This window comes from Enterobacter sp. DC1 (assembly GCF_000568075.1).
Classification (GTDB): Bacteria; Pseudomonadota; Gammaproteobacteria; order Enterobacterales; family Enterobacteriaceae; genus Enterobacter; species Enterobacter asburiae.
On sequence record NZ_AZUA01000001.1, the window covers coordinates 427,813 to 447,353 of the forward strand.

Genomic DNA, 19,541 nt, shown 5'->3' on the forward strand with positions numbered 1-19,541 from the left:
GACAAAACACGCCACTCAGAACGTCTCCCAGTTATCCCCGGAAACCGTCGCCGCCGGACGCAACGGCGCGTTCTTCGATACTGGCGCAGACATCACCGCGCGGCCCTGCTTTGTACCGCTCAGACGAAACGCCCCGACCGCCTCGGTCAGACGCGCGCCCTGTTCTTCCAGAGAGGCGGCTGCGGCGGAGGCCTCTTCCACCAGCGAGGCGTTCTGCTGGGTCACTTTATCCATCTCAGAAATCGCCTGGCTCACCTGCACGATTCCGCGGCTCTGCTCATCGGACGCGGCGGCAATCTCCAGCATGATGTCGGTCACGCGTTTAACCGCTTCGACGATTTCATTCATGGTGTTACCGGCAGCCACAACCTCACCGGAGCCCTGGTCGATCAGCGAGACAGATTCGTTAATCAGGCTTTCGATCTCTTTTGCGGCATTCGCACTGCGGCTAGCAAGGGTTCGGACTTCGCTCGCCACCACGGCAAAGCCGCGCCCCTGCTCGCCCGCCCGCGCCGCTTCTACCGCCGCGTTAAGCGCCAGGATATTGGTCTGGAACGCAATGCTGTTAATCACGGCGGTGATCTCGGAGATTTTTTTCGAACTGGTGGAGATATTGCCCATGGTTTTGACCACGCCGGAGACCATCTGGCCGCCGCGGCTGGCTTTACCTGACGCATCTTCCGCCAGCTTGCTGGCATGATGGGCGTTATCGGCGTTCTGCTTCACCGTCGCGGTCAGCTGTTCCATGCTCGCGGCGGTCTGCTCAATGGCGGCGGCCTGCTGCTCGGTGCGAGAAGAGAGATCGGTGTTACCGGCAGAAATCTCGCTCGTGCCGCGGTAGATCTCCTCCGCCCCCTGACGTACGGTGCCCACCGTGTTTTCAAGCGAGTGCTGCATGGTTTGCAGATCGCGCGTCAGGCGGCCAATTTCGCTGCGCCCGGCCACGTCGTCCGGCATCGTCAGATCGCCTTTGGCAATATTCTCGATACGTTTCGCTGCACGCTGCAAAGGATTGATTACCGTGCGGCGCAGCACGACAAAGGTCATCGCCGTCAGCACCAGCGCCAGCGCAAACGCGCCCACCATAAACATCAGGCCCAGCTGCGTGCGGCTGTGCGCCTGCGCCGTCAGCGCATTGGCACGCTCGGTACGGATCTTAATCGCCTTCAGCAGCACGGCGTTGTAAGCGTCATCGAGCGGACGCGCCGTTTCGTTTTCGTGGTTAATAATCGCTTCGAACATGCCGTTTTTGGCGAATTTCACCATAGGCTGCATGCCCGCAATATAGGCGTCGTACCGCGCCTTGAGATCCTCATCCAGCGCTGCACCCTCAGCGGTACGCACGGCACGATTCATATAGGCGGTAAAGCTCTCCTGGGACTGCTTAATGCGCGTTTCCGCCTCGCTGATGTTCTGCTTCATCGCATCCATCTCCGCGATACGGCTTGCCGCACCGGCGTGGATCAGGTTGATACGCGCGGTTCGCAGATGGTTTGAGCTGTTAGACAGCCCCATACGCACCTGAATTTCGGACGTGACATCCTGCTGATCGTTATCGGCCTGCAGCAGGAAATACCCCGCCAGACCCGAGCTCAAGGCGAAAAGAAGAATAATGCCACCGAGAATGGAGGAAAACAGCGGAACCAGCCTGATGTGATGCAAGAAGCTCAGCTTGCGCTGCGCCTGCATCGAAGTAGTGTTGTCCATGACCGTCGACTCTCTTATAGGTAAGATGCGTAAAAACATGCGTGTTAAATAGTCATCGGCACGGTGGGGATTTAGATTACGGCTAAAAACGCCGCACTGGTCACACTTTAGAGAAGATTATTAAAGAAACGCCAGCGGCGAAAAACCGCTGGCAGAAGAGTTACTTGTCGCCGAAATGAATGACGGTGCGGATAGATTTTCCTTCGTGCATCAGATCGAACGCCTCGTTGATCTGCTCCAGCGGCAAACGGTGGGTGATGAACGGATCGAGCTGAATCTTGCCGACCATAGCATCTTCAACCATACCCGGAAGCTGGGTACGGCCCTTCACGCCGCCAAACGCGGAACCGCGCCACACGCGCCCGGTGACCAGCTGGAATGGACGGGTTTTAATCTCCTGGCCCGCGCCGGCCACGCCAATGATAATGCTCTCGCCCCAGCCTTTGTGGCAGCATTCGAGCGCAGAACGCATCACATTCACGTTGCCGATACATTCGAAGCTGAAGTCAACGCCGCCGTCGGTCAGCTCAACGATGACATCCTGAATTGGTTTTTCGTGATCCTTCGGGTTAACGAAATCGGTCGCGCCCATTTCACCCGCCAGCTTGAATTTCTCCGGGTTGGTGTCGACCGCGATGATACGACCGGCTTTCGCCTGCACCGCGCCCTGAATCACCGCCAGACCAATGCCGCCGAGACCGAACACCGCAACGGTGTCGCCCTCTTTGACTTTTGCCGTGTTATGCACCGCGCCGATACCGGTGGTTACGCCACAGCCCAGCAGGCAGACTTTATCCAGCGGCGCCTGCGGGTTCACCTTCGCCAGCGAGATCTCCGCGCAAACAGTATATTCGCTGAAGGTGCTGGTGCCCATGTAGTGATAAACAGGCTCGCCGTTATAGGAGAAACGGGTGGTACCGTCCGGCATCAGCCCTTTCCCCTGAGTGGCGCGAACCGCCTGGCAGAGGTTGGTTTTACCGGATTTACAGAACTTACACTCGCCGCACTCCGCGGTGTACAGCGGGATAACGTGATCGCCAGGCTTCAGGCTGGTCACGCCCTCGCCCACTTCCACCACAATCCCGCCGCCTTCATGACCCAGCACCGCCGGGAAGACGCCTTCCGGATCGTCACCGGAGAGCGTAAACGCATCGGTATGGCACACGCCGGTATGGGTGATTTTGATCAGCACTTCGCCTTTCTTCGGCGGTGCCACGTCGATTTCAACGATTTTCAGCGGCTGGCCGGGACCAAATGCAACTGCAGCGCGAGATTTCATCATGTCTTCCCTTTTTGTCAGGTGTGTGGGTTTATTTTAGATAAGAGCGCAGCAAATGGCCGACTTCTGCCATGCGTACGGCTCGCTGATCCGGCGTGGTTTCCCCCGTCACCAGCTCATCTTTGAGGTGAATTTCAACCATTTCGCCCATCAGGCCATTGGCAGCCCCGCGCACGGCGGCGATTTGCTGCAGGATGGCCAGACAGGGATCGCCCGACTCCAGCGCGCGTTCAAGGGCATCAACCTGGCCCCGAATGCGACGGACGCGAGTAAGAATACGTTTTTTATCTTCGGGTGAATGCGGCATACGCCCTCCTGATACTATAGGGGGGTATTGTATCTTCTAAAGTAACTTTATGTAAACATTAAGTTTTATATGGTTATCAGGCATTTACGCGGTATACATAAAAGACACTATCGGACATAAAAGGTCTTTTTACTGCCCCCAAATTGCCACCAAACCGTATTTTGCCCCCAAATTTGCCCCCAAAATTCACTCTTTTGCGTAGCTCCTTCCAGTTTCGAAACGCCTCGCTTTACCGCCTCGCTGACTTCCATCATCATGCCCCCTGCTTTAAAATCATAATGTTTCGGTGCGCACCTGTTTTTTCTCCCTGCCCTATACTTTCAGTCTGACATCTGGCTGGAGGTTTTTATGTGTGGACGTTTTGCACAAGCACAAACCCGTGAAGAATATCTTGCTTACTTGGCCGATGAAGCTGATCGCGACATTGCATATGACCCAGAGCCTATTGGACGTTACAACGTCGCTCCAGGTACAAAAGTCCTGCTATTGAGCGAACGCGATGAGCAACTGCATCTTGATCCGGTCCTGTGGTCTTACGCGCCCGGATGGTGGGATAAAACACCATTGATAAACGCGCGCGTCGAGACGGCGGCCACCAGCAGGATGTTTAAACCTCTCTGGCAGCATGGCCGGGCAATCTGCTTTGCAGATGGATGGTACGAGTGGAAGAAAGAAGGCGACAAAAAACAGCCATACTTCATTCACCGGGCAGATGGCCAGCCGATATTTATGGCAGCAATCGGCAGCACGCCGTTTGAGCGAGGCGATGAAGCGGAAGGTTTCCTGATTGTGACGTCTGCTGCGGATAAAGGACTGATAGATATCCATGACCGCCGCCCCTTAGTTTTGTCACCAGAAGCGGCACGCGAATGGATGCACCAAGATACAGGAGGGAAGGAGGCGGAAGAGATAGCTAAAGATGGTCAGGTGCCAGCAGAGGCTTTTATCTGGCACGCAGTTTCTAAAGCAGTGGGGAATACTAAAAATAATGATTCATACTTAATTGATGAGATAAAGCAATAACATATCAAATCTCTAAAAAATCCTTTACATCAATAGCACCATATTTGTTTTTATCTTTCTCAATCAAGTTAAGATCATATAAATGCATGTTAATCCCTTGCATCATTAGCTTATGTACATAAGCTTTTTCTTCGCCAAGCCCTCCCCACCACTCCTCTGATGCGAATATATTTTCAAAAAATGTAAATACATAATTCACCAACCTGTCACCGACTTCGCTGGCATCACATTCTTGAATTGCGCCGATGAAGCCAAGTATGATAGCATCATCTTCCGGCAGCCATGAAAAAATAAAATAGCCATTACCATCCAATGCAAGAAGATTAGCCATTAAATAAGCCGGCCGGATTAAATGATTATTTGTAATATCCTGTAGGACATTGCCAAATATATCGGATATTGGCGCATGTATTCCGCACGCCATGACTTTTGGGGGTTGGTTAAGTCTTATGACAAAATGTCTCAATGCGTCATACCCCCCATTCTCAATAGAGCCCTCTACGCGATTTTTGATAAACTCCAAGTCTTTAAGAGAAAGCTCAGCGCCTTCAACGTTTTCATGACATATTTTCGCCCAAGCAAATTGTTCTCTTAATCCCCATCCTTTATCAAACATTCGCGATTGCTGAGCAAATTTTAAAGCAGCCTCTTTAACATAGAATTCTCTCATCAAAGGTCTGTAGGCAATCATCGTACATTGTTTGGAAGTTAGTTGAAACGCTTCATCCTCAACACATGAAAAAAGTTCTTTATCATGAAAAGAACAGAACCCTGTAAATGTCGACGCTTGATTAATGCCTACCCTTTCAAGGGTTGGCTGTCCATCATTCCTCTCCATACTACCAATCCCATGTTTTAACCCTAGAACATGCCCCTCGAAAGCAATTTCCTTTAAACTATTTGACTTAGACAAAGTATGAGCTTTGACTATTCGGTTTGCGCACTCATTCTGTTTATTTACTGGAACACTACATTTGCTGGAGGATGTGAATAACTTTAGAGCATTTTGAGCTTCTCCTTTACCCAGAGGCTCCTGTTTATCGCGACCTAAGTGGCATTTTTTATATTTCCTACCTGAACCACACCAGCATTTTTCATTCCTACCAAATTTAGCCATCAATTAATCCCTCTGAATTATTTGGATAAGCAAATTCACAAACTATATTATCTAACTCTATCTGACAACGATCAAATCTGAAAATCTTGTTGTATATCTTGGAGATAACATTTCTCGCTTCATCTGCCATTGCTGCTGAATGCCTTGCCCGGCAAAGAAGAGAGTTCCTCTGCCGTCTCTAGCATTGAGTTGATCCAGAACCTCCATCAGTTTATCACTACTGGCCCGCGGTGCATTTTCATCGAACAAGTTGAGCTGGGCCACGCCTTGGCTGAAAAAATCCCCAAGCATGATCCCAGCCTTTTGATAGCGGTGACCATCCTTCCAGATTTTGTCCAGGCATTTTACCGAGGCGTTAATTATGTCGCGAGAGTCCTGAGTGGGGGTAAGGAGCTTCACGGATGCACTGTTACCGTAATATGGCTCGTTAAGCGCAAAGGGAGAGGTTTTCACGAACGCAGAAATAAAGCGGCAATATTGATGCTCGCCGCGTAGCTTTTCGGCACCCCGGGCGGCATAGCTGCAGATAGCCTGCCTCATTTGTTCGTATTCAGTGATACGTTCGCCGAAAGAACGACTGCACACAATTTCTTGCTTTGCTGGTGCAAACTCTTCAAGGTCTAGACATGGCTCACCGCGAAGCTCACGAACGGTTCGCTCGAGCACAACGTTAAAGTGCTTCCTGATTATCCACGTGCTCTGCTCAGATAAGTCGAGGGCAGTTTTAATGCCCATGGCGTTGAGCTTCTTACTGATGCGACGGCCAACTCCCCAGACATCCTCCACAGGCACGATAGCCAACAACCGACGCTGGCGATCGATATTGGACAAATCAACAACTCCGCCCGTCTGTCTCTGCCATTTCTTGGCAGCGTGGTTTGCCAGCTTAGCGAGTGTTTTCGTCTGCGCGATGCCAACCCCGACAGTCAGATGCGTGCGTTTCAGAACCGTAGCGCGGATCTCCTTGCCGAACTCGGTCAGGTCCCGGCAGTTTCGCACTCCAGTAAGATCACAAAAAGCTTCATCGATACTGTAAATTTCGACGCGGGGGCTCATTTCTTCCAGTGTCGTCATTACCCGATTCGACATATCAGCGTAGAGTTCGTAGTTACTGCTGAAGCAAACTACCCCAGCGCGACGGAAAAGCTCCTTTTGCTTGAAGAAAGGCTCTCCCATTGTAATTCCAGCGGCCTTGGCCTCGGCGCTGCGTGCGATTACACATCCATCATTATTCGAGAGAACGACCACCGGCCTTCCTCTCAGATCTGGCCTGAACACCGTCTCGCATGATGCGTAGAACGAATTCACATCACAGAGCGCAAACATATTTAGCTCGCAGATTTAACGATGAAAGTCACGACGCCGAAAACGTCGAGAGTGTCCTCGCTACCGACAATAATCGGTGAGTAAGCGCTGTTCATGGGATTGAGTTGCACAGTAGGGCGCAGCTGCAGGCGTTTAACAGTAAACTCCCCTTCCACCGCAGCGATGACGATATCTCCATGCTCAGCAGTCCGGGAGCTATCAACCACCAGCAGATCGCCGTCGCTGATCCCGGCCTCAATCATCGAGTCGCCGGCAGCTTTTACGAAATACGTAGAGCTGGGATGGGACACCAGCAACTCATTGAGATCGATGCGCTGCTCAACGTAATCAGCAGCCGGGCTGGGGAACCCGCATTGCACCAAATCGCTAAAAAGCGGGATAGCAATAATTTCGCGTAACTCTGCCGGTCTGAAGAACTCCATGATGCATACCTTAAATACTGTTTTTATATACAGTAGTTTTAACTGAGATACTGATCAAGATGGCCGCTTGTTTCTGTGTGTCTACTTCCTGACCGCTTCGCTTCTAAGCCTGTAGCGCTATTAGTTTTTTGATATTTGTAAATTTCAGCAGGAAGAGTGTCGATTGCTCACTTTGGGTACTACATGAAGGGGTTTTCGTCTGAGCAAACCGGGTAAATTGTATGCGTAACTACACCAACCAGGCGAACATCATCAAGCGCATCGCCTTCGATGGCCTCACCGTAGTCAGTAATGAGCACGCCACCTGCCCAATATGCGTGTTGCTGGCGTCCGCAGAACCAGATTAGCAGTGTGTCTCCGCGCTTAAACAGCGTTGCGCTCTCAATGACGTCAAAGCCTTCCTGCGTTTCAACAATGCTCGCAGATGGGGGTAAAAAAGCCCCTATGTCCGTAACAAAGGCGGTATGTATGTCTGATGCTGGCGATGGTAATCCCATAATGCACCTCCGACAGATACTGTATATGAATACAGTATTGTCGATCGGCGATGCCAAACAAGTCGCTTTTGCAAACAGAATGAACAGATTCCTCTTAACAGTTAAAATCACTCGCCTTTTAACAGAAAAAAAGTTGATGATGATTGCCAACATCCAGTATGTGCGGTTTATGAGCGCCTTCCCTGGCGATGACTTCTCTTAAACTATCTTGAGGAAATTAGAAGCATCTTTATAAACTGTGCCAGCCGGGGCATCAGATATTTCAGCCAGTGTTTTAACGTTCTTCAGCGCAACCATGCCGGTTTGAGACAACTCAATGCTGCCTGCTCCATTATTCATGTTGATTTTAAGAGTACCTACAGCACTCCCACCGTTCGTACTGGTCCACTCTAAAGATGCTATATCAAGCGAAGCCCCTGTATTTGAAGTGCCTTGTAAAAGAATCTTCCCGGTACCTGTATTTGCAATCCGGAAAGCGACACGATTGCCATCAGCTATTTCGCACTCCCATATCTCCTTAGGGTACTTAGTATGGAAGCCAACTTTAGACAGATTATTTATATCCCCAGCACCAGGTGCCACGGTTAAGCCAGGAATGAGTGAGTTTGAAAACAGCATCACTGATTTAGTATGTGGATTTACCGCGGGATTAGGATCATTAAGTCCAGAGCCAATTGCTATTGATCCTCCGTATGCCTGAATATTCCTACCCGCAGCAAAGGAGCCATCACCCGCAGCTCTGGTTGTCATCCCAAATGCCGTAGCTCCTACTCCATCACTGGCTGTACTTCCTGGATCAGTAGAAAGGCCTTCTCTAGCCTGAGTTAAATAGCCAGCAGAGAAGGCCCCCCTTGATAGAGCTTCAGTTTCTTCACAGAATGCCGCAGATTTAGCGCCAAGGGCGATTACATTTTTTCCAAACGCGAAGGAGCAATAACCCTCACTATTTGGCGACGTAATATCATCTGGGTCGCCCGTGGCACTTCCTGCCCCACCAGCAGATGATGCAACGCCATACGTCACACAGTCATGCCCAAATGTTGTTGAGTAAACAGCAAACGATGCCCCATTTCGGTTGAATGAAACAGAATAATCACCAATATTGGCAGGATCACCCCACGAGTTTTTAGAGGGCAATCCGCGCCAAAAGTTTTTCTCATCATCAAGCGGTATTAAATCAGAGCCACCTACGCGCAACCAGCCCCTAATCTTATCAAACGCCCAGATAAGCCCCCGCGTTAAACTCGAACCGAAAGGAATGCCATAGTTAACCTTTTGACCGGTGAGCTTCAAGCCATCGCTTTTTGCAAGGTCTGAGCGCAGAGTAGCATCTCCTACACTCAGCCACTTTCCTACCCCTACGCCACCAGTAGAATCTGGCGTTGAACCAGCAGGAACGTCTTTTGGAAATGCACCATCCCAGCGGTAGTATTCGCCTGTCGCTTCAAGGCGAAGAACCTGGTTAGGGAGGGTGAGCGTATTTCCATCTTCAAAGCTCTCCATAGTGATGTAGCCAAATGCGGCAATCGCCTGTTGAGCGAGCCAGCGCATGCCTTCAATAGTGTAATGCTGATTCCCAAATCGATCGGTATAAGTCCATCCCATTGAAGTAACGAACTCATCAATTTTCCCCGCATTGAATTTCAGGTTGCGAGGTGATTCACTTGGTACAGCATCTTGCGTCGGTTGCGTAGCCATATTGATTCCATAAAAAAACCCGGCGCAGTGGCCGGGTTGAGGTGATCGGGATAGGTCTTATTGGTAAATCAGATCGCTATACTCAGCGAGGGTTAATGCTGTGCTGCCCTTGCCGTCAGGTTGCTTAGCCGTGATAGTCCACTGACCTGCATCAAGCTCCTGAGACGTGGCAATGACGTATCGTGAGGGTGACTGTACGTCGATCCCGTCGAACAGATTGAGCTGGATATCCGGGATAGCAGCCGTAAAGCCGAACGCAGTATCAGCACGCGGAGAGGCCGGGTATCGCGCCGTGGTGGCGCCGGATGAGTCCGTCACCTGCACAAACATGGTTCCGGAGAAGTTGATGCGCTCATTCGTCTCGAAGTCATTCCCGACCCGAGACACGATATAACCGGCCTGCTGGTTGGTGTCGTACGTGTCCGGCACCTGAACCATATCGCCAATGTTTACCCACTCGCCGTCCGCCATTGCTGTTACCTGCATGGTCATACGGGAATAGATAAGCCGCTTGCACTCGCGCAGCGCGCGCTCGTCGGCCTGAAAGCGATTCCTGACGTACAGCATTTCGAACTTCTTCGCTTTGGCCGGCGTTCTTTCAATGATGGAATTGCCGGATATCCGATACCTGACAAAGTCCTGCTTATTGGTGTCCGGGTTGCGATACTGCACCTCTACGCCGTCATAGCCGCCAGGAAGCGTCATGTCGTAGGAGAGCGAGTAGCCATCAGGGCTGGTGTTTGATCGGTTAAATATCGTGGCCGCAGACGTCTTTTTGCTGTCTCTGGTGAATGACAGCACGCCGTTGTCGTCGTAAACCGAGACGCTGGCGGCGTCACAGATGGTCTCTATGCGCGACCCGAGCGACACATCCTCATCGTCAAAGGTGAAATCGAAATAACCCAGACGCGGGTCGATAGCGTCAATTTCAGCCTGGATCTGGTACAGACCGTAAATATCAATGCTCGACTCCGGCTGCTGCCCTACGACCAGCCAGTTAAACAATGCGATGTCAGCGAATTTACGCGATGGTCGGAGCGTGAAGTCGACCTGTTGCGTCGTCATGTTGTAGCTGATGACGTGGCGGGTGATCAGCGCGTTATACTTCCTGTCGCGCCCGCTCGAGGCATTCTCGGTGGCCCGGACTTTCACCATTACCAGCGAATCTTCAGCGTGAACGACGTTCGTCCTGACGTTTACCGCATGAATCTCTTCGACCTGCAGCTTGCTCGCGTCGCTGCTGTTGTCGGTCCTCTGGAAAGTGATTGCATAACGCCCAAACCCGCCTGCCGGGGTGAGTTTGTCAGTCCGGTTAAACGTCTCCGACATGTAATCGTGCGGCGTAGTCTGCCGATAGGTGAACGTCTGTTCCGTTCCCGGGATCAGGTTGTTGTCATTGTCCACTTTCCAGATGTTTACAACCCAGTTCGTTTCGCTATTACCGCCGAGCCCGGAGTTGGTATGCAGCCACAGCTGGCTTGATGGTATCGGCGAGAAGAACGGACCGACGATCAGCGCGGCGTTATCGTTTAGGATGAACTTGGTTGTGTTGATTGTGGCGTCCTGGATGGGGATAGAAGGACCATTCAGGTTGTCGAACGTGAACGTGTAATAGTAAACAGGACTTACAACAGACCCATCGTTTGTCTCCGCAAAGCTGATAAGGCGCCCCGACAGCGTGACATCTTCAGTGCGAGTACCACCGGTGATCGGATACGTCACGTTGATAGTGAACGTCATCGGATGAGGGAAAGTCAGGTCAGCGAAGTAGTCGAAGTCAGCCTGTTTAACGATTTTCATCGCTATCTGCCCGCCAGCGTATACGCCGCTAATGACGGTGTTTGCTGTCGCGGTCTCGATCGGGAAATCGTCGCTCTCGTTAAGGCCAGGCACTTCCTGCCCGTCGACATCGTCGAACTGATAGCCTTCATTCACGACCGGGATGACATCACCTGGCTGGTAAATGGTGTAACTTGCACCCGCCATAGAACCGAGATTCGACTCAGAGAAGCGCACTGACGTAACGTCGTATTTCCCCAAACCGAACACCATCAGCTCAGTGATGTATTTCAGGTTGTTGTCATATTCGAAAATGGATTCCTGTCCCAGATCTGGAAAAGAGCGAATCTGCCCGAAATTGTCCGGTTTCGCCTCGCCATTGCGCGCGATGTTAGTCTGCCCCTTCAGGCTGTTATTCGGTGAGGTTTTGCTGTTTCCGGCACCGGCGTTCGTGTTTGGCTTCGGCATCAGCGAAGACAACACCTTTTGGGTGAACTTGATTGGGTTCAGGTGCTCGAGAGGGTTTAACAACGTGCCGACAAGACCCCCGTTCTTAGGCTGGTCGAAAATTATTACCCGGTCGTCGTCCTGAAGTGCAAACTCCAGCTCATTATTGGGCTGCAGTTCTTTGCCGTTAACGTTGATGCGAATATCGCGGTGAAAACTTTCCTGCTCAAGCCACTCGGAAAATACCGTGCCGGCTTTAACAATCGCCCGGTCCTTCGGCATCCCCGGAACGCGCTGAATCTCGATTACCGGCATAGGTGTAAAACTCCACTCTGGTGAATAGCTTCTGAATTGTCCGGATGGCGTCGAACCGGACGTGTCCATTTTCCCCTCTGCTGTGCAGCGCGCGGCCGTCAACAATCAGGCCGACATGCACCGGCTGGCTGCCAACCCAGGCGACGAAGATCCCGCTCTCAGTGAACGTGGCGCCAGGCTGCCAGAAGACGACATCAGCGTCATAGCAGGTCATGAAGTCACGCCCGGATTCGTAATCCACTGACTGGTGGATCTCGATCCCCAGAACGTGGCGGTAATAGAGCACCACCAAGCCCCAGCAGTCAGCAGCGTCAAAGTTGCAGGCGCGGTTACTCCATGGGATGCCCTCAACCCGCGAGATGAAATCGTCTTTAAGCATTCTGGAGCCCCGGATATTCTTCGACGGTATACAGCCGCCCGACGTTGCGATTAAGCGGGTTTACGCGCGTCAGGCTGCACGTCACGTCCTTGTCGTCCATCGAGCAGTCACTGACGTAGAGTGTCCATGACTTGATGGCCGTGGACATATCGGCTGCGTCAAACTGCTGGTACGTCGCCGAGATAGGCGTGATGCGCGAGTAGGCTTTCCACTGCTTGAGCTGTTGCTTGAAGTCCTGCGCCAGCCGGCCAAATTTGACGGTGCTGTCGAGGATCGGCGTGTTGCTCTGCTGGCTTTCGGTTAACTCCATGCGGCAAGGCGTGTAGACCTGCCCGCCGAGCGTTTTGGGGAAAATCTGGTTATTAACGAGCCTAATATAGCCAAAGACCGGGCTGTAAAACGTGATGGTTTCGTAGAGGATCCGGTTTGGCCTTCGGCTCTGAAATTCTCTGAGCGTCGGCATTATGGCACCTTCGGTAAACTCTCCGGGTCGCGCCCGTCAGGATAGCCAGTGACAATGATGTCCAGCCAGGATGCCCATGGCGGCGGCAGCTCAATGATAATGTCGTCAAACTCGTCATCTGAGTTAACCAGCTCGCGCGCAATGACATCACCGCTCCACGTGAAAATGGACCCGGACTGTGACCACGACGGCCAGGAGAGAAAGTGTAATTCCTGCACCTCTACGCCTGTGTCTCCGGTCCCGGTGCCGAGCGGCATCGTGAACCACTGATTGCAGTTGTCGAGATAGTTCGGGCTGCGCAACCACTGCATGAATGCCCGGTGCTGGTCCTGGGTGAATATCCACGTCAGGGAGACAGACGTCTTCAGATCGTCGGTTAATTTCTGAAATACCGGTGCGCCTACCTTAGGCTGGTCGACGCGAAACCCGGTATCGGTAGTTGGTGATTTCCCTTTCTGTGCCAAAGGCAGCCAGTCAGGGTACGGAATTGGCATGTTATCCCCTTGCTTTGCGTGGTGCCTGGTGATTTTGCTGGATAGCCTGGCCGATGCGCCCACCCTGGCTGATGTCGGCAACAATCATATCGATCGTCACTCCATTGCCGTTCTGGGTCGCCTGCGCATCGACAGTTGCGCCGGTATAGTTCTGAATGTTGATAGTGACAGGCACAGAACTACCGCCGGCACCGGAATTCATCTGCTTGTTGCTGATGACCTTGCCGTTGTCGCCGGGGATCATGTACTGGCTGCCGTTCGACGCTTGGTAGATTTCAGGCATGCCGCCCTCACCCACCTGATACGTACGACCTGCAGATACCGGACCGCCGTTTTTTCGCTTCCCGGCAATGCCGCCGGCCATCGCCATAGCCGCGATAAGGGCAGCAATACCGATAGCCGCCGCGCCACCGAATGAACCGATTGAGGCAACGGCCGCCGCAGGGGTCCAGACTGCCATTGTAGTAGTAGCCGCAGCGGTGCTTGCAGCAGTGGTTGTCGCTAAACCAGCAGTTTGCGCCGCAGTGGTGGTAGCAATCGCAGAGGTTTGCGCCGCGGCACCCATGACGGCAGATTTAACCCAGTCGACGCCCATCTGAACGAATCCGTTAATCAGGCTATTCAGGGCGTTGCTGGCGAGAGATTGCATAGCCTCCTGCGCCGACATGCTTCCAGTTAAGATCCCGGTAAAGGCATTGGATGCATTGCCTGCGAGAGAGTCAAAACTCGCCGCCAGCAACTCATTACCCATACTCTGGTTGCGGAAAATCTCCCACTGGGCAGCGATGCGCGCCTGCTCATACTGCGTGTCAGTTGCAGCACGCAATGCCATGGCGTTCTGGTGAGTAATCAGCCCCTGCTGCTCGTATGACTGAATAAGCGCGAGCTTCTTGGCGTTCTCGTTAGCCAGTTGCTGAACAGGGTCAATCCCTCCGACGGCCTCCTGCTGTAGTGTTACAGCCTGTTGAGCCTGAATTTTCGCAAGGTTGGCCTGGTGCGTTGCCACCAGTCTTTCTGAGGTCTGGTTATACTGCTCTTGGCTGATTTTCTTCGCAGCCAGCGCCGTATTCAGATCCTCAACATCCTGTTTGTAACTGGAGTTCTCAGCCGCTTCTGGGAGAAGCTTCTGCGCTGCAGCTTCGGCCTTAATGGCGTTGGCAGTGTCCCATTTTTTTGCCGCATACTGACCGGCCAGAGCTATTTGCTCTTTGGTGGCGCCTTTCCCGAGCGACTGCTGCGCAGTCAGGATGGCCTGCTCGCGACTCAGCTTGTTCGTTGAGTCTTCCGCCAGCTCTGATTGTTGCTTGAAGTTCGCCAGTTTCTGGGCAATAGAATCGGCCTGTGAAGCCCCCTTCTTCTGCTCTGACTGAAGCGTCTTCTGCGCCTGCGTATTTTTGTACGTAGCGGCAGCATCATCTTCCATCTGCTTGGCGTGCGGATCATCCTTCGCAAACCCGGCATCTTCGGCGGCGTATTGCGCCTGCAGCCGCGCGCGGGCCTCGCCCTGTAGTTTCGACAGAGCAAGGTTTCGCTCAGACTGCTTGATCAGGTTTTTCTGGCCGGAGGTCAGGTTGTCGACCTCTTTTTTCATTCCAGAAAGATTGATCTGTGCTTCACCAGCAACGCGTACGAGTTCGGTTAGTGGCCCAAGGAAAGTCCTGATTGCATCGGCACCGGATTTAGTCGAGCTTTCGGTGCTCTGGAGTTCAAGGACCAGTCTCTGGAGCGCTTCAGGCGTTGGGTTGTTCGCAACCTCGGAGAGTTGCTTGCTCAACTCGAATGCGCGCTGCTCAGATACGCCAAATTTATCTGCGAGCGTTGTTACTGTGTTCTGAATGGCGTTTGCATTGACGGTGAATTTCGCCCCTGCATTCCTTGCCTGCTCCATAGCTTTCGAATAGGTGTCTACATTGACGCCGACGGTCGAAAGGTTTTTATTGAATTCGTCAATCGACGCAATACCGCCTACGAATGACGTTTTCAGCTTATCGGTGAAGCCAACAATAGAGTTTGACGCATCGTTGATTGATTTAGGGATCTTCGCAATGGCAGCGTTGTATTCAATCATTGCCTGATTTCTCAGGATGGTTGCTGCCTCTGCGTTAGTTCTTGCCAGGTTGGCATACTTATCTGACAAGGCGGCCACACCATTCTGAGAGACGGTAATGACCTTATCCATCGCTTCAGCTGCGTCTTTCAGCGCATCCATGGCGTTCTTACCGCCATTCAGTGAAGTAATCAGCACGCCTGCGATAACAGAACTCAGCGCAATCACAGCACCAACCACAGCCCCGCCAGGACCGAACGCCCCGGCAAGCTGCGAGCCCTGCTGAGCGAAAGCCACCAGCGCAGACTGCCCACCCTGCACCTGTACGATGAAGTCCTGAACCTGATAACCGGCCTGCTGCATGCTGGACTTCCAGCCCTTGTTGCTGCCCATCGATGTGTCAGCAGCGCCTTTCATGTCGAACAGCCGCCCGGTCAATTCGCCGATCTTCTGCTTTTCTTCGTCTGTCGCTTTCGACCCGGCACGCAACTGCGCAGCCAGAACTGCGGCACTACGCGCGCCATTTTCCTGCGCTTCGTCCAGTACCGCCAGCTGGTTACCCAGCGCCTCGATGATGGATTCTGCTCGACTGAATTCACTACTCGCGCCGCCGGTACCGCTGCGGGCCTCTTCCATTGCGCGGGCAATTCCGCTCACGTTGGTGTTCAGCTTGCGCAGCTGGTTGTCCATGGAGTTGGCATAACCAGCCAGTTCAGTAAATGCGGACCCGGTCTGGGATGCGCTCTGATCAAGGTTATCCATTCCCTTGCCGGACTGCTGGGCTGCAGCATCCAGTTTATCCAGAGCATCAATGGCCTGTTTCCCGCCCTGCAGCAGCGGCTCAACGTCGGCGCTGATTTCATAAACGATGCTACCGGCGTTCTTCTCACCTGCCATGTCATTCTCCGGACGTAAAAAAACCCGCCGAAGCGGGTATTATTTAATTATATATTTAAGTTACTATGTTCGATTAATATTTTCTCGTTTACCAAACGCATAACCTAAGGCTAAGGTAAGGATAGGGGTAAAAATAGACCAAATATCCTTCAATGCTGCGACTATATCAATTTTAGCTGGATCGCTCATGTCAAATACGAAGTGGAAATACGCCAGTATTATACACACACTAAAAAGGGCACCAAGATAAAAACAATACTTTAAAGTCATCCATATGAATGAGTCTCTTGCATGCTCACCCGTTCCAATCTGTTGAGCGATTGTACCGGGTAAAAATTCTCCACCAGAGCTAGCATTGTTAACAGATGGTCTTACTTCTTTGTGTTCAGGAGAAGCATGTGAACCAACTGAGGGTGTGATTTTATTGTCCATTACACATCCTCATAAAATGAATAATGCGTAGTAGCCACCAATGCTCCGCCTATAGCTCTAATAATATTTATAGACCAAGACATGTATATCTTTTTACCGTCATGCTTGACACCTACTTCAAGAGGTACAAGCATACCAGCATATCCATTAGTCACTCCGCTGCTATCATTACATCTTACTGGCTGACGGAGTACAACCTCACCATTTTCAACCGTCCCTTGGAAATTAGGAAGTGGATAGGGAGGTATATTTGCCGGCGGATCAATATAGGTATTTATCAGAAACTTAATATATAAGCCATCGTAATTGAATCGAATCTGACTTTCATTATTCGCGGCTACGATACTATTAAACACACCAGATTCAACTAGTATTTTCCCATCAGAAACTACAGATATTTTCATTAGATGCCAACTTTAAAAGTTAAAGGTCATGTGATCTGTGATATTTAACTTATTGAATCATTTAAACAATAAATGTCAAGTAATCATCTGCTTGAACTGCATTTAAATGCTGAATCTCAAACATCCGCAGCACTTCTCCGAGCGGCTTGTTTCTTAAGGTATTCGTCGGCGATGCTGTCGTACTCTTCGCGAGTGAAGCCTTTCTGGTCCGGGTATTTCGCCGCCAGCAGCATCTGGAACTCGGTCATCGTTAGCTGCGAGGCTTCTGCGCGATTCATGCCGAAGTGGCTGCGTGCAGCGCTGATGTAATCGAAGGCCTTAAATTCTGTGGTTCGCTCGCCTGTTTCGTGGCGCTGCAGCTGGCGAACCTTTGCTTTGCCGACGACGCCGTGCTGCATTAGGTGCTGCGCCAGCACGATGATGTCGTTCTTAGGCATCTGGCCGGGTCGGTAGACGACGCAATGCCGCCACCCCTTCCACTCTCCGATCATCGGCGTCAGATCGTCATCGCAACACGCCTGCAGTACCAGCATGCACGTTGATAACAGCTTCTCAGCAGCTCGGTTGAATGATGGGGATAGCCAGGAAGGAAAACGTCCCAGCGTGCCAGCGCAAACCTCAATCAGCTGAGCGACATCATTGCCGTGGATGGTGGAGTACGCCTGCACAATCTCTTCGGGAGTGCCGATCCTGGTCATGGCCTCGAATGAAGGCCGCAGCAGGTAGTCTTTCCCGCCTTCGCAGCTATCGCTGATAGAGAGTTCGCCAATATCGGTTAAAGCGGTCATAGGCCTTCCAGTAAACGGTCATTATCAAGGGCAGCCCGCCGCCCTTTGGAATGTCCGTTAGGTAACAGTAACCGTATGCACGGCTACAAAGTTGCCGTCTTCGGTGTTGATGATGATCTGCGCGCTGCCGGTGGCGACACGCGTCACGGTAACGGTGTTGCCTGAGGCGGTGGCCGTTGCTTTGGTCGCATCGGTAGTCGCTACAGTGAAGTCTTTGTTGGTTGCGCCGGTTGGTGCGATATTCACCGTGAAGGTGCTGGTACCGCCAGCCGTGCCAGTGCTGGTAGTCGGGGTTACCGTCACGCCAGTCACCGCAACCGCAGTGATTTCGTTAACTTCGATGGTGCTCGCATCACCGACTTTGAACTCGGTAGAGAATGTGACGATATCGTTGGTGCCACCGTCAGAGCTCAGCGCCGTGATGTTCATGTAGCCGATAAATTCAACCGGGCCGTAGTCCATGCGCACCCAGATACCCGGCTGGCGCTTAGCCTTGAGCTCGTCAGCGAAATACTTGATGAACTTGCCGACACCGTACTGATCCAGCTTGTCCTTCTTGCGCACTTCGCCTTCGAAGCTCAGGGTAAAGTCACTGTTGGTGATGATGGTCTCGACATAGCCGCCGCCGTCATCCGCATCAGAGGTAACCGAGTTCGGGTTGAAGTCGAAGCCCTTCGACGTACCAGCGGCCAGCGCCATCCACTCAGATTCAAGTGGCTTGACGTCCGGGCAACCATCGGCGACTTCCAGCACGACCGCACCGCCGAAAAGGCGCTCGTTCGAGTTCTGGCAATTAGCCATGTGAAACTCCTCTTTGACGTATAAAAAAGAAAACCCGCCGAAGCGGGTTATTTGGTTGGGATGGCTATTCGCCGTAAGTGCAGGCGAACTGGAGTCGGAAGACTATTCGCCCTTCTTCTGTGAGCACCGGCGCTGGGATTGCGCCCATGTTCTGTATGTAGCCGACGCACTCGTCAGCCATGGGGTTGGCCTGAACGTAATCGACGATGCGCTGCACGGCACTGAGCGCGTCTTTACGCTTGTCCTTCGCGCCTACGACATCGACCAGGACGTGATACTCAGAGCCCAGATCGGTGCGTATATTTGACCCGCCGTTTGGCCTGAATACCATGATTGCCTTCGACAGGTCTCCCGGGTCGTCATACATCAACTGCTGCACCGTGAATCCAGTCGTTAGTCCGGCGTCGCCGAACATGTTGCGCACCCGCTCGTGCATCATGGGTGTCATAACGAAAGCTCCTTGCGCATCACCGCGTCAACATTATCGCGCTCGTCATTTGCGCCTTTGGTCAGGAATTGCGGCTCACCGTGCGGATCCCAGTAGTTGCCTGTTCCGGTCCCGCCGCCGAACTCTTTCGGTTTCTGCGGACCGAACTCAGATCGGTTGCTGGTTATACCAAAGTGCGCGCGCGGCTGACCTTTCAGCTTGCCTGATGCCTCATGGACGTACGCAGCATAGTTGGCTGAGTAGCCGACGCGCCCGGTGATGAGCACGCCACCAGCGTCGATTTCGCGGAACTGGCTGTTAATCAACGTGGAGGTATCGATTGGGGTGTAATAGGCCGCCCGCGCACCGATGAGAATCATCGCCGACTGCAGCGCGCGAATCACCTTGCGCCCCCTCACATCGTTGATGATATCGTTCAGGTGTTTCTTCGCCTGGCTGATGCCTTTCACTTTGATGCCCATGGTTTTCTCC

General features: G+C 52.3%; 20 protein-coding genes and 1 pseudogene. 2 read left to right on the plus strand and 19 right to left on the minus strand.

Features of this window, described 5'->3' with window-relative positions; translation table 11 throughout:
• Positions 1–15 precede the first annotated feature (15 nt).
• The 3 genes from P346_RS19380 to P346_RS19370 all read right to left on the minus strand — a co-directional run bounded on the left by P346_RS19380 (position 16) and on the right by P346_RS19370 (position 3,293).
• On the minus strand, positions 16–1,707 hold the full coding sequence (locus P346_RS19380; protein WP_032657148.1) for a methyl-accepting chemotaxis protein: 1,692 nt from the start codon (positions 1,705–1,707) through the stop codon (positions 16–18).
• Positions 1,708–1,867: 160 nt separating this feature from the next.
• Positions 1,868–2,986 (minus strand): S-(hydroxymethyl)glutathione dehydrogenase/class III alcohol dehydrogenase, encoded by a 1,119-nt coding sequence (locus P346_RS19375; protein WP_032657150.1) that lies wholly within the window; start codon positions 2,984–2,986, stop codon positions 1,868–1,870.
• A 31-nt stretch (positions 2,987–3,017) separates the two neighbouring features.
• Positions 3,018–3,293: a metal/formaldehyde-sensitive transcriptional repressor gene (locus P346_RS19370; RefSeq protein WP_003857256.1), complete on the minus strand. Its 276-nt coding sequence runs from the start codon at positions 3,291–3,293 to the stop codon at positions 3,018–3,020.
• Positions 3,294–3,641: 348 nt separating this feature from the next.
• On the opposite strand from P346_RS19370, the gene P346_RS19365 reads away from it, so the two are divergent.
• Positions 3,642–4,316 (plus strand): SOS response-associated peptidase, encoded by a 675-nt coding sequence (locus tag P346_RS19365; RefSeq protein ID WP_032657153.1) that lies wholly within the window; start codon positions 3,642–3,644, stop codon positions 4,314–4,316.
• A 4-nt stretch (positions 4,317–4,320) separates the two neighbouring features.
• Here the strand turns inward: P346_RS19365 and P346_RS19360 are convergent, their stop codons facing one another.
• The 4 genes from P346_RS19360 to P346_RS19345 form a co-directional block, all read right to left on the minus strand.
• Positions 4,321–5,433, minus strand: a complete 1,113-nt coding sequence (locus P346_RS19360; RefSeq protein WP_032657154.1) for a YecA family protein — start codon at positions 5,431–5,433, stop codon at positions 4,321–4,323.
• 57 nt (positions 5,434–5,490) lie between these two features.
• The gene (locus P346_RS19355) at positions 5,491–6,759 is read right to left on the minus strand and encodes a Y-family DNA polymerase (RefSeq protein WP_032657155.1); all 1,269 of its coding nucleotides are present in this window, start codon (positions 6,757–6,759) and stop codon (positions 5,491–5,493) included.
• A gap of 2 nt (positions 6,760–6,761) precedes the next feature.
• The gene (locus P346_RS19350; protein ID WP_032657156.1) at positions 6,762–7,181 is read right to left on the minus strand and encodes a translesion error-prone DNA polymerase V autoproteolytic subunit; all 420 of its coding nucleotides are present in this window, start codon (positions 7,179–7,181) and stop codon (positions 6,762–6,764) included.
• A 179-nt stretch (positions 7,182–7,360) separates the two neighbouring features.
• On the minus strand, positions 7,361–7,678 hold the full coding sequence (locus P346_RS19345) for a hypothetical protein (RefSeq protein ID WP_032657157.1): 318 nt from the start codon (positions 7,676–7,678) through the stop codon (positions 7,361–7,363).
• A 25-nt stretch (positions 7,679–7,703) separates the two neighbouring features.
• On the opposite strand from P346_RS19345, the gene P346_RS23415 reads away from it, so the two are divergent.
• Complete coding sequence (locus tag P346_RS23415; RefSeq protein WP_193743805.1) at positions 7,704–7,880, plus strand: hypothetical protein; 177 nt, start codon at positions 7,704–7,706, stop codon at positions 7,878–7,880.
• 1,076 nt (positions 7,881–8,956) lie between these two features.
• Here the strand turns inward: P346_RS23415 and P346_RS23545 are convergent.
• From P346_RS23545 to P346_RS19300, 12 genes and pseudogenes are all read right to left on the minus strand, one after another.
• A pseudogene (locus P346_RS23545) lies at positions 8,957–9,376 on the minus strand (hypothetical protein); the annotation flags it as partial.
• Between the two features lie 57 nt (positions 9,377–9,433).
• Positions 9,434–11,917, minus strand: a complete 2,484-nt coding sequence (locus P346_RS19340; protein WP_032657159.1) for a host specificity factor TipJ family phage tail protein — start codon at positions 11,915–11,917, stop codon at positions 9,434–9,436.
• Complete coding sequence (locus P346_RS19335) at positions 11,859–12,296, minus strand: C40 family peptidase (RefSeq protein ID WP_032657160.1); 438 nt, start codon at positions 12,294–12,296, stop codon at positions 11,859–11,861. The genes P346_RS19340 and P346_RS19335 overlap by 59 nt, the downstream gene beginning before the upstream one ends.
• Positions 12,289–12,759 carry a hypothetical protein gene (locus P346_RS19330; protein ID WP_032657161.1) on the minus strand — a complete coding sequence of 157 codons (471 nt, stop codon included), beginning with the start codon at positions 12,757–12,759 and terminating at the stop codon, positions 12,289–12,291. The genes P346_RS19335 and P346_RS19330 overlap by 8 nt, the downstream gene beginning before the upstream one ends.
• Entirely contained in the window at positions 12,759–13,253 is a 495-nt protein-coding gene (locus P346_RS19325; RefSeq protein WP_032657162.1) for a hypothetical protein, read from the minus strand. The genes P346_RS19330 and P346_RS19325 overlap by 1 nt, the downstream gene beginning before the upstream one ends.
• Position 13,254: 1 nt before the next feature.
• On the minus strand, positions 13,255–16,197 hold the full coding sequence (locus P346_RS19320; RefSeq protein WP_032657163.1) for a tail protein (tape measure): 2,943 nt from the start codon (positions 16,195–16,197) through the stop codon (positions 13,255–13,257).
• A gap of 63 nt (positions 16,198–16,260) precedes the next feature.
• Positions 16,261–16,629 (minus strand): hypothetical protein, encoded by a 369-nt coding sequence (locus P346_RS23060; protein ID WP_147449212.1) that lies wholly within the window; start codon positions 16,627–16,629, stop codon positions 16,261–16,263.
• Complete coding sequence (locus P346_RS23065) at positions 16,629–17,033, minus strand: hypothetical protein (RefSeq protein WP_152537838.1); 405 nt, start codon at positions 17,031–17,033, stop codon at positions 16,629–16,631. Before P346_RS23065 ends, P346_RS23060 begins: the two co-directional genes overlap by 1 nt.
• Before the next feature lie 116 nt (positions 17,034–17,149).
• Positions 17,150–17,821 (minus strand): DUF6246 family protein, encoded by a 672-nt coding sequence (locus P346_RS19315; protein WP_032657165.1) that lies wholly within the window; start codon positions 17,819–17,821, stop codon positions 17,150–17,152.
• A gap of 57 nt (positions 17,822–17,878) precedes the next feature.
• Entirely contained in the window at positions 17,879–18,622 is a 744-nt protein-coding gene (locus P346_RS19310; protein ID WP_013097712.1) for a phage tail tube protein, read from the minus strand.
• 64 nt (positions 18,623–18,686) lie between these two features.
• Complete coding sequence (locus P346_RS19305) at positions 18,687–19,070, minus strand: phage tail termination protein (protein WP_032657168.1); 384 nt, start codon at positions 19,068–19,070, stop codon at positions 18,687–18,689.
• Positions 19,067–19,531 carry a hypothetical protein gene (locus P346_RS19300; RefSeq protein ID WP_032657170.1) on the minus strand — a complete coding sequence of 155 codons (465 nt, stop codon included), beginning with the start codon at positions 19,529–19,531 and terminating at the stop codon, positions 19,067–19,069. Before P346_RS19300 ends, P346_RS19305 begins: the two co-directional genes overlap by 4 nt.
• Positions 19,532–19,541: the final 10 nt, after the last annotated feature.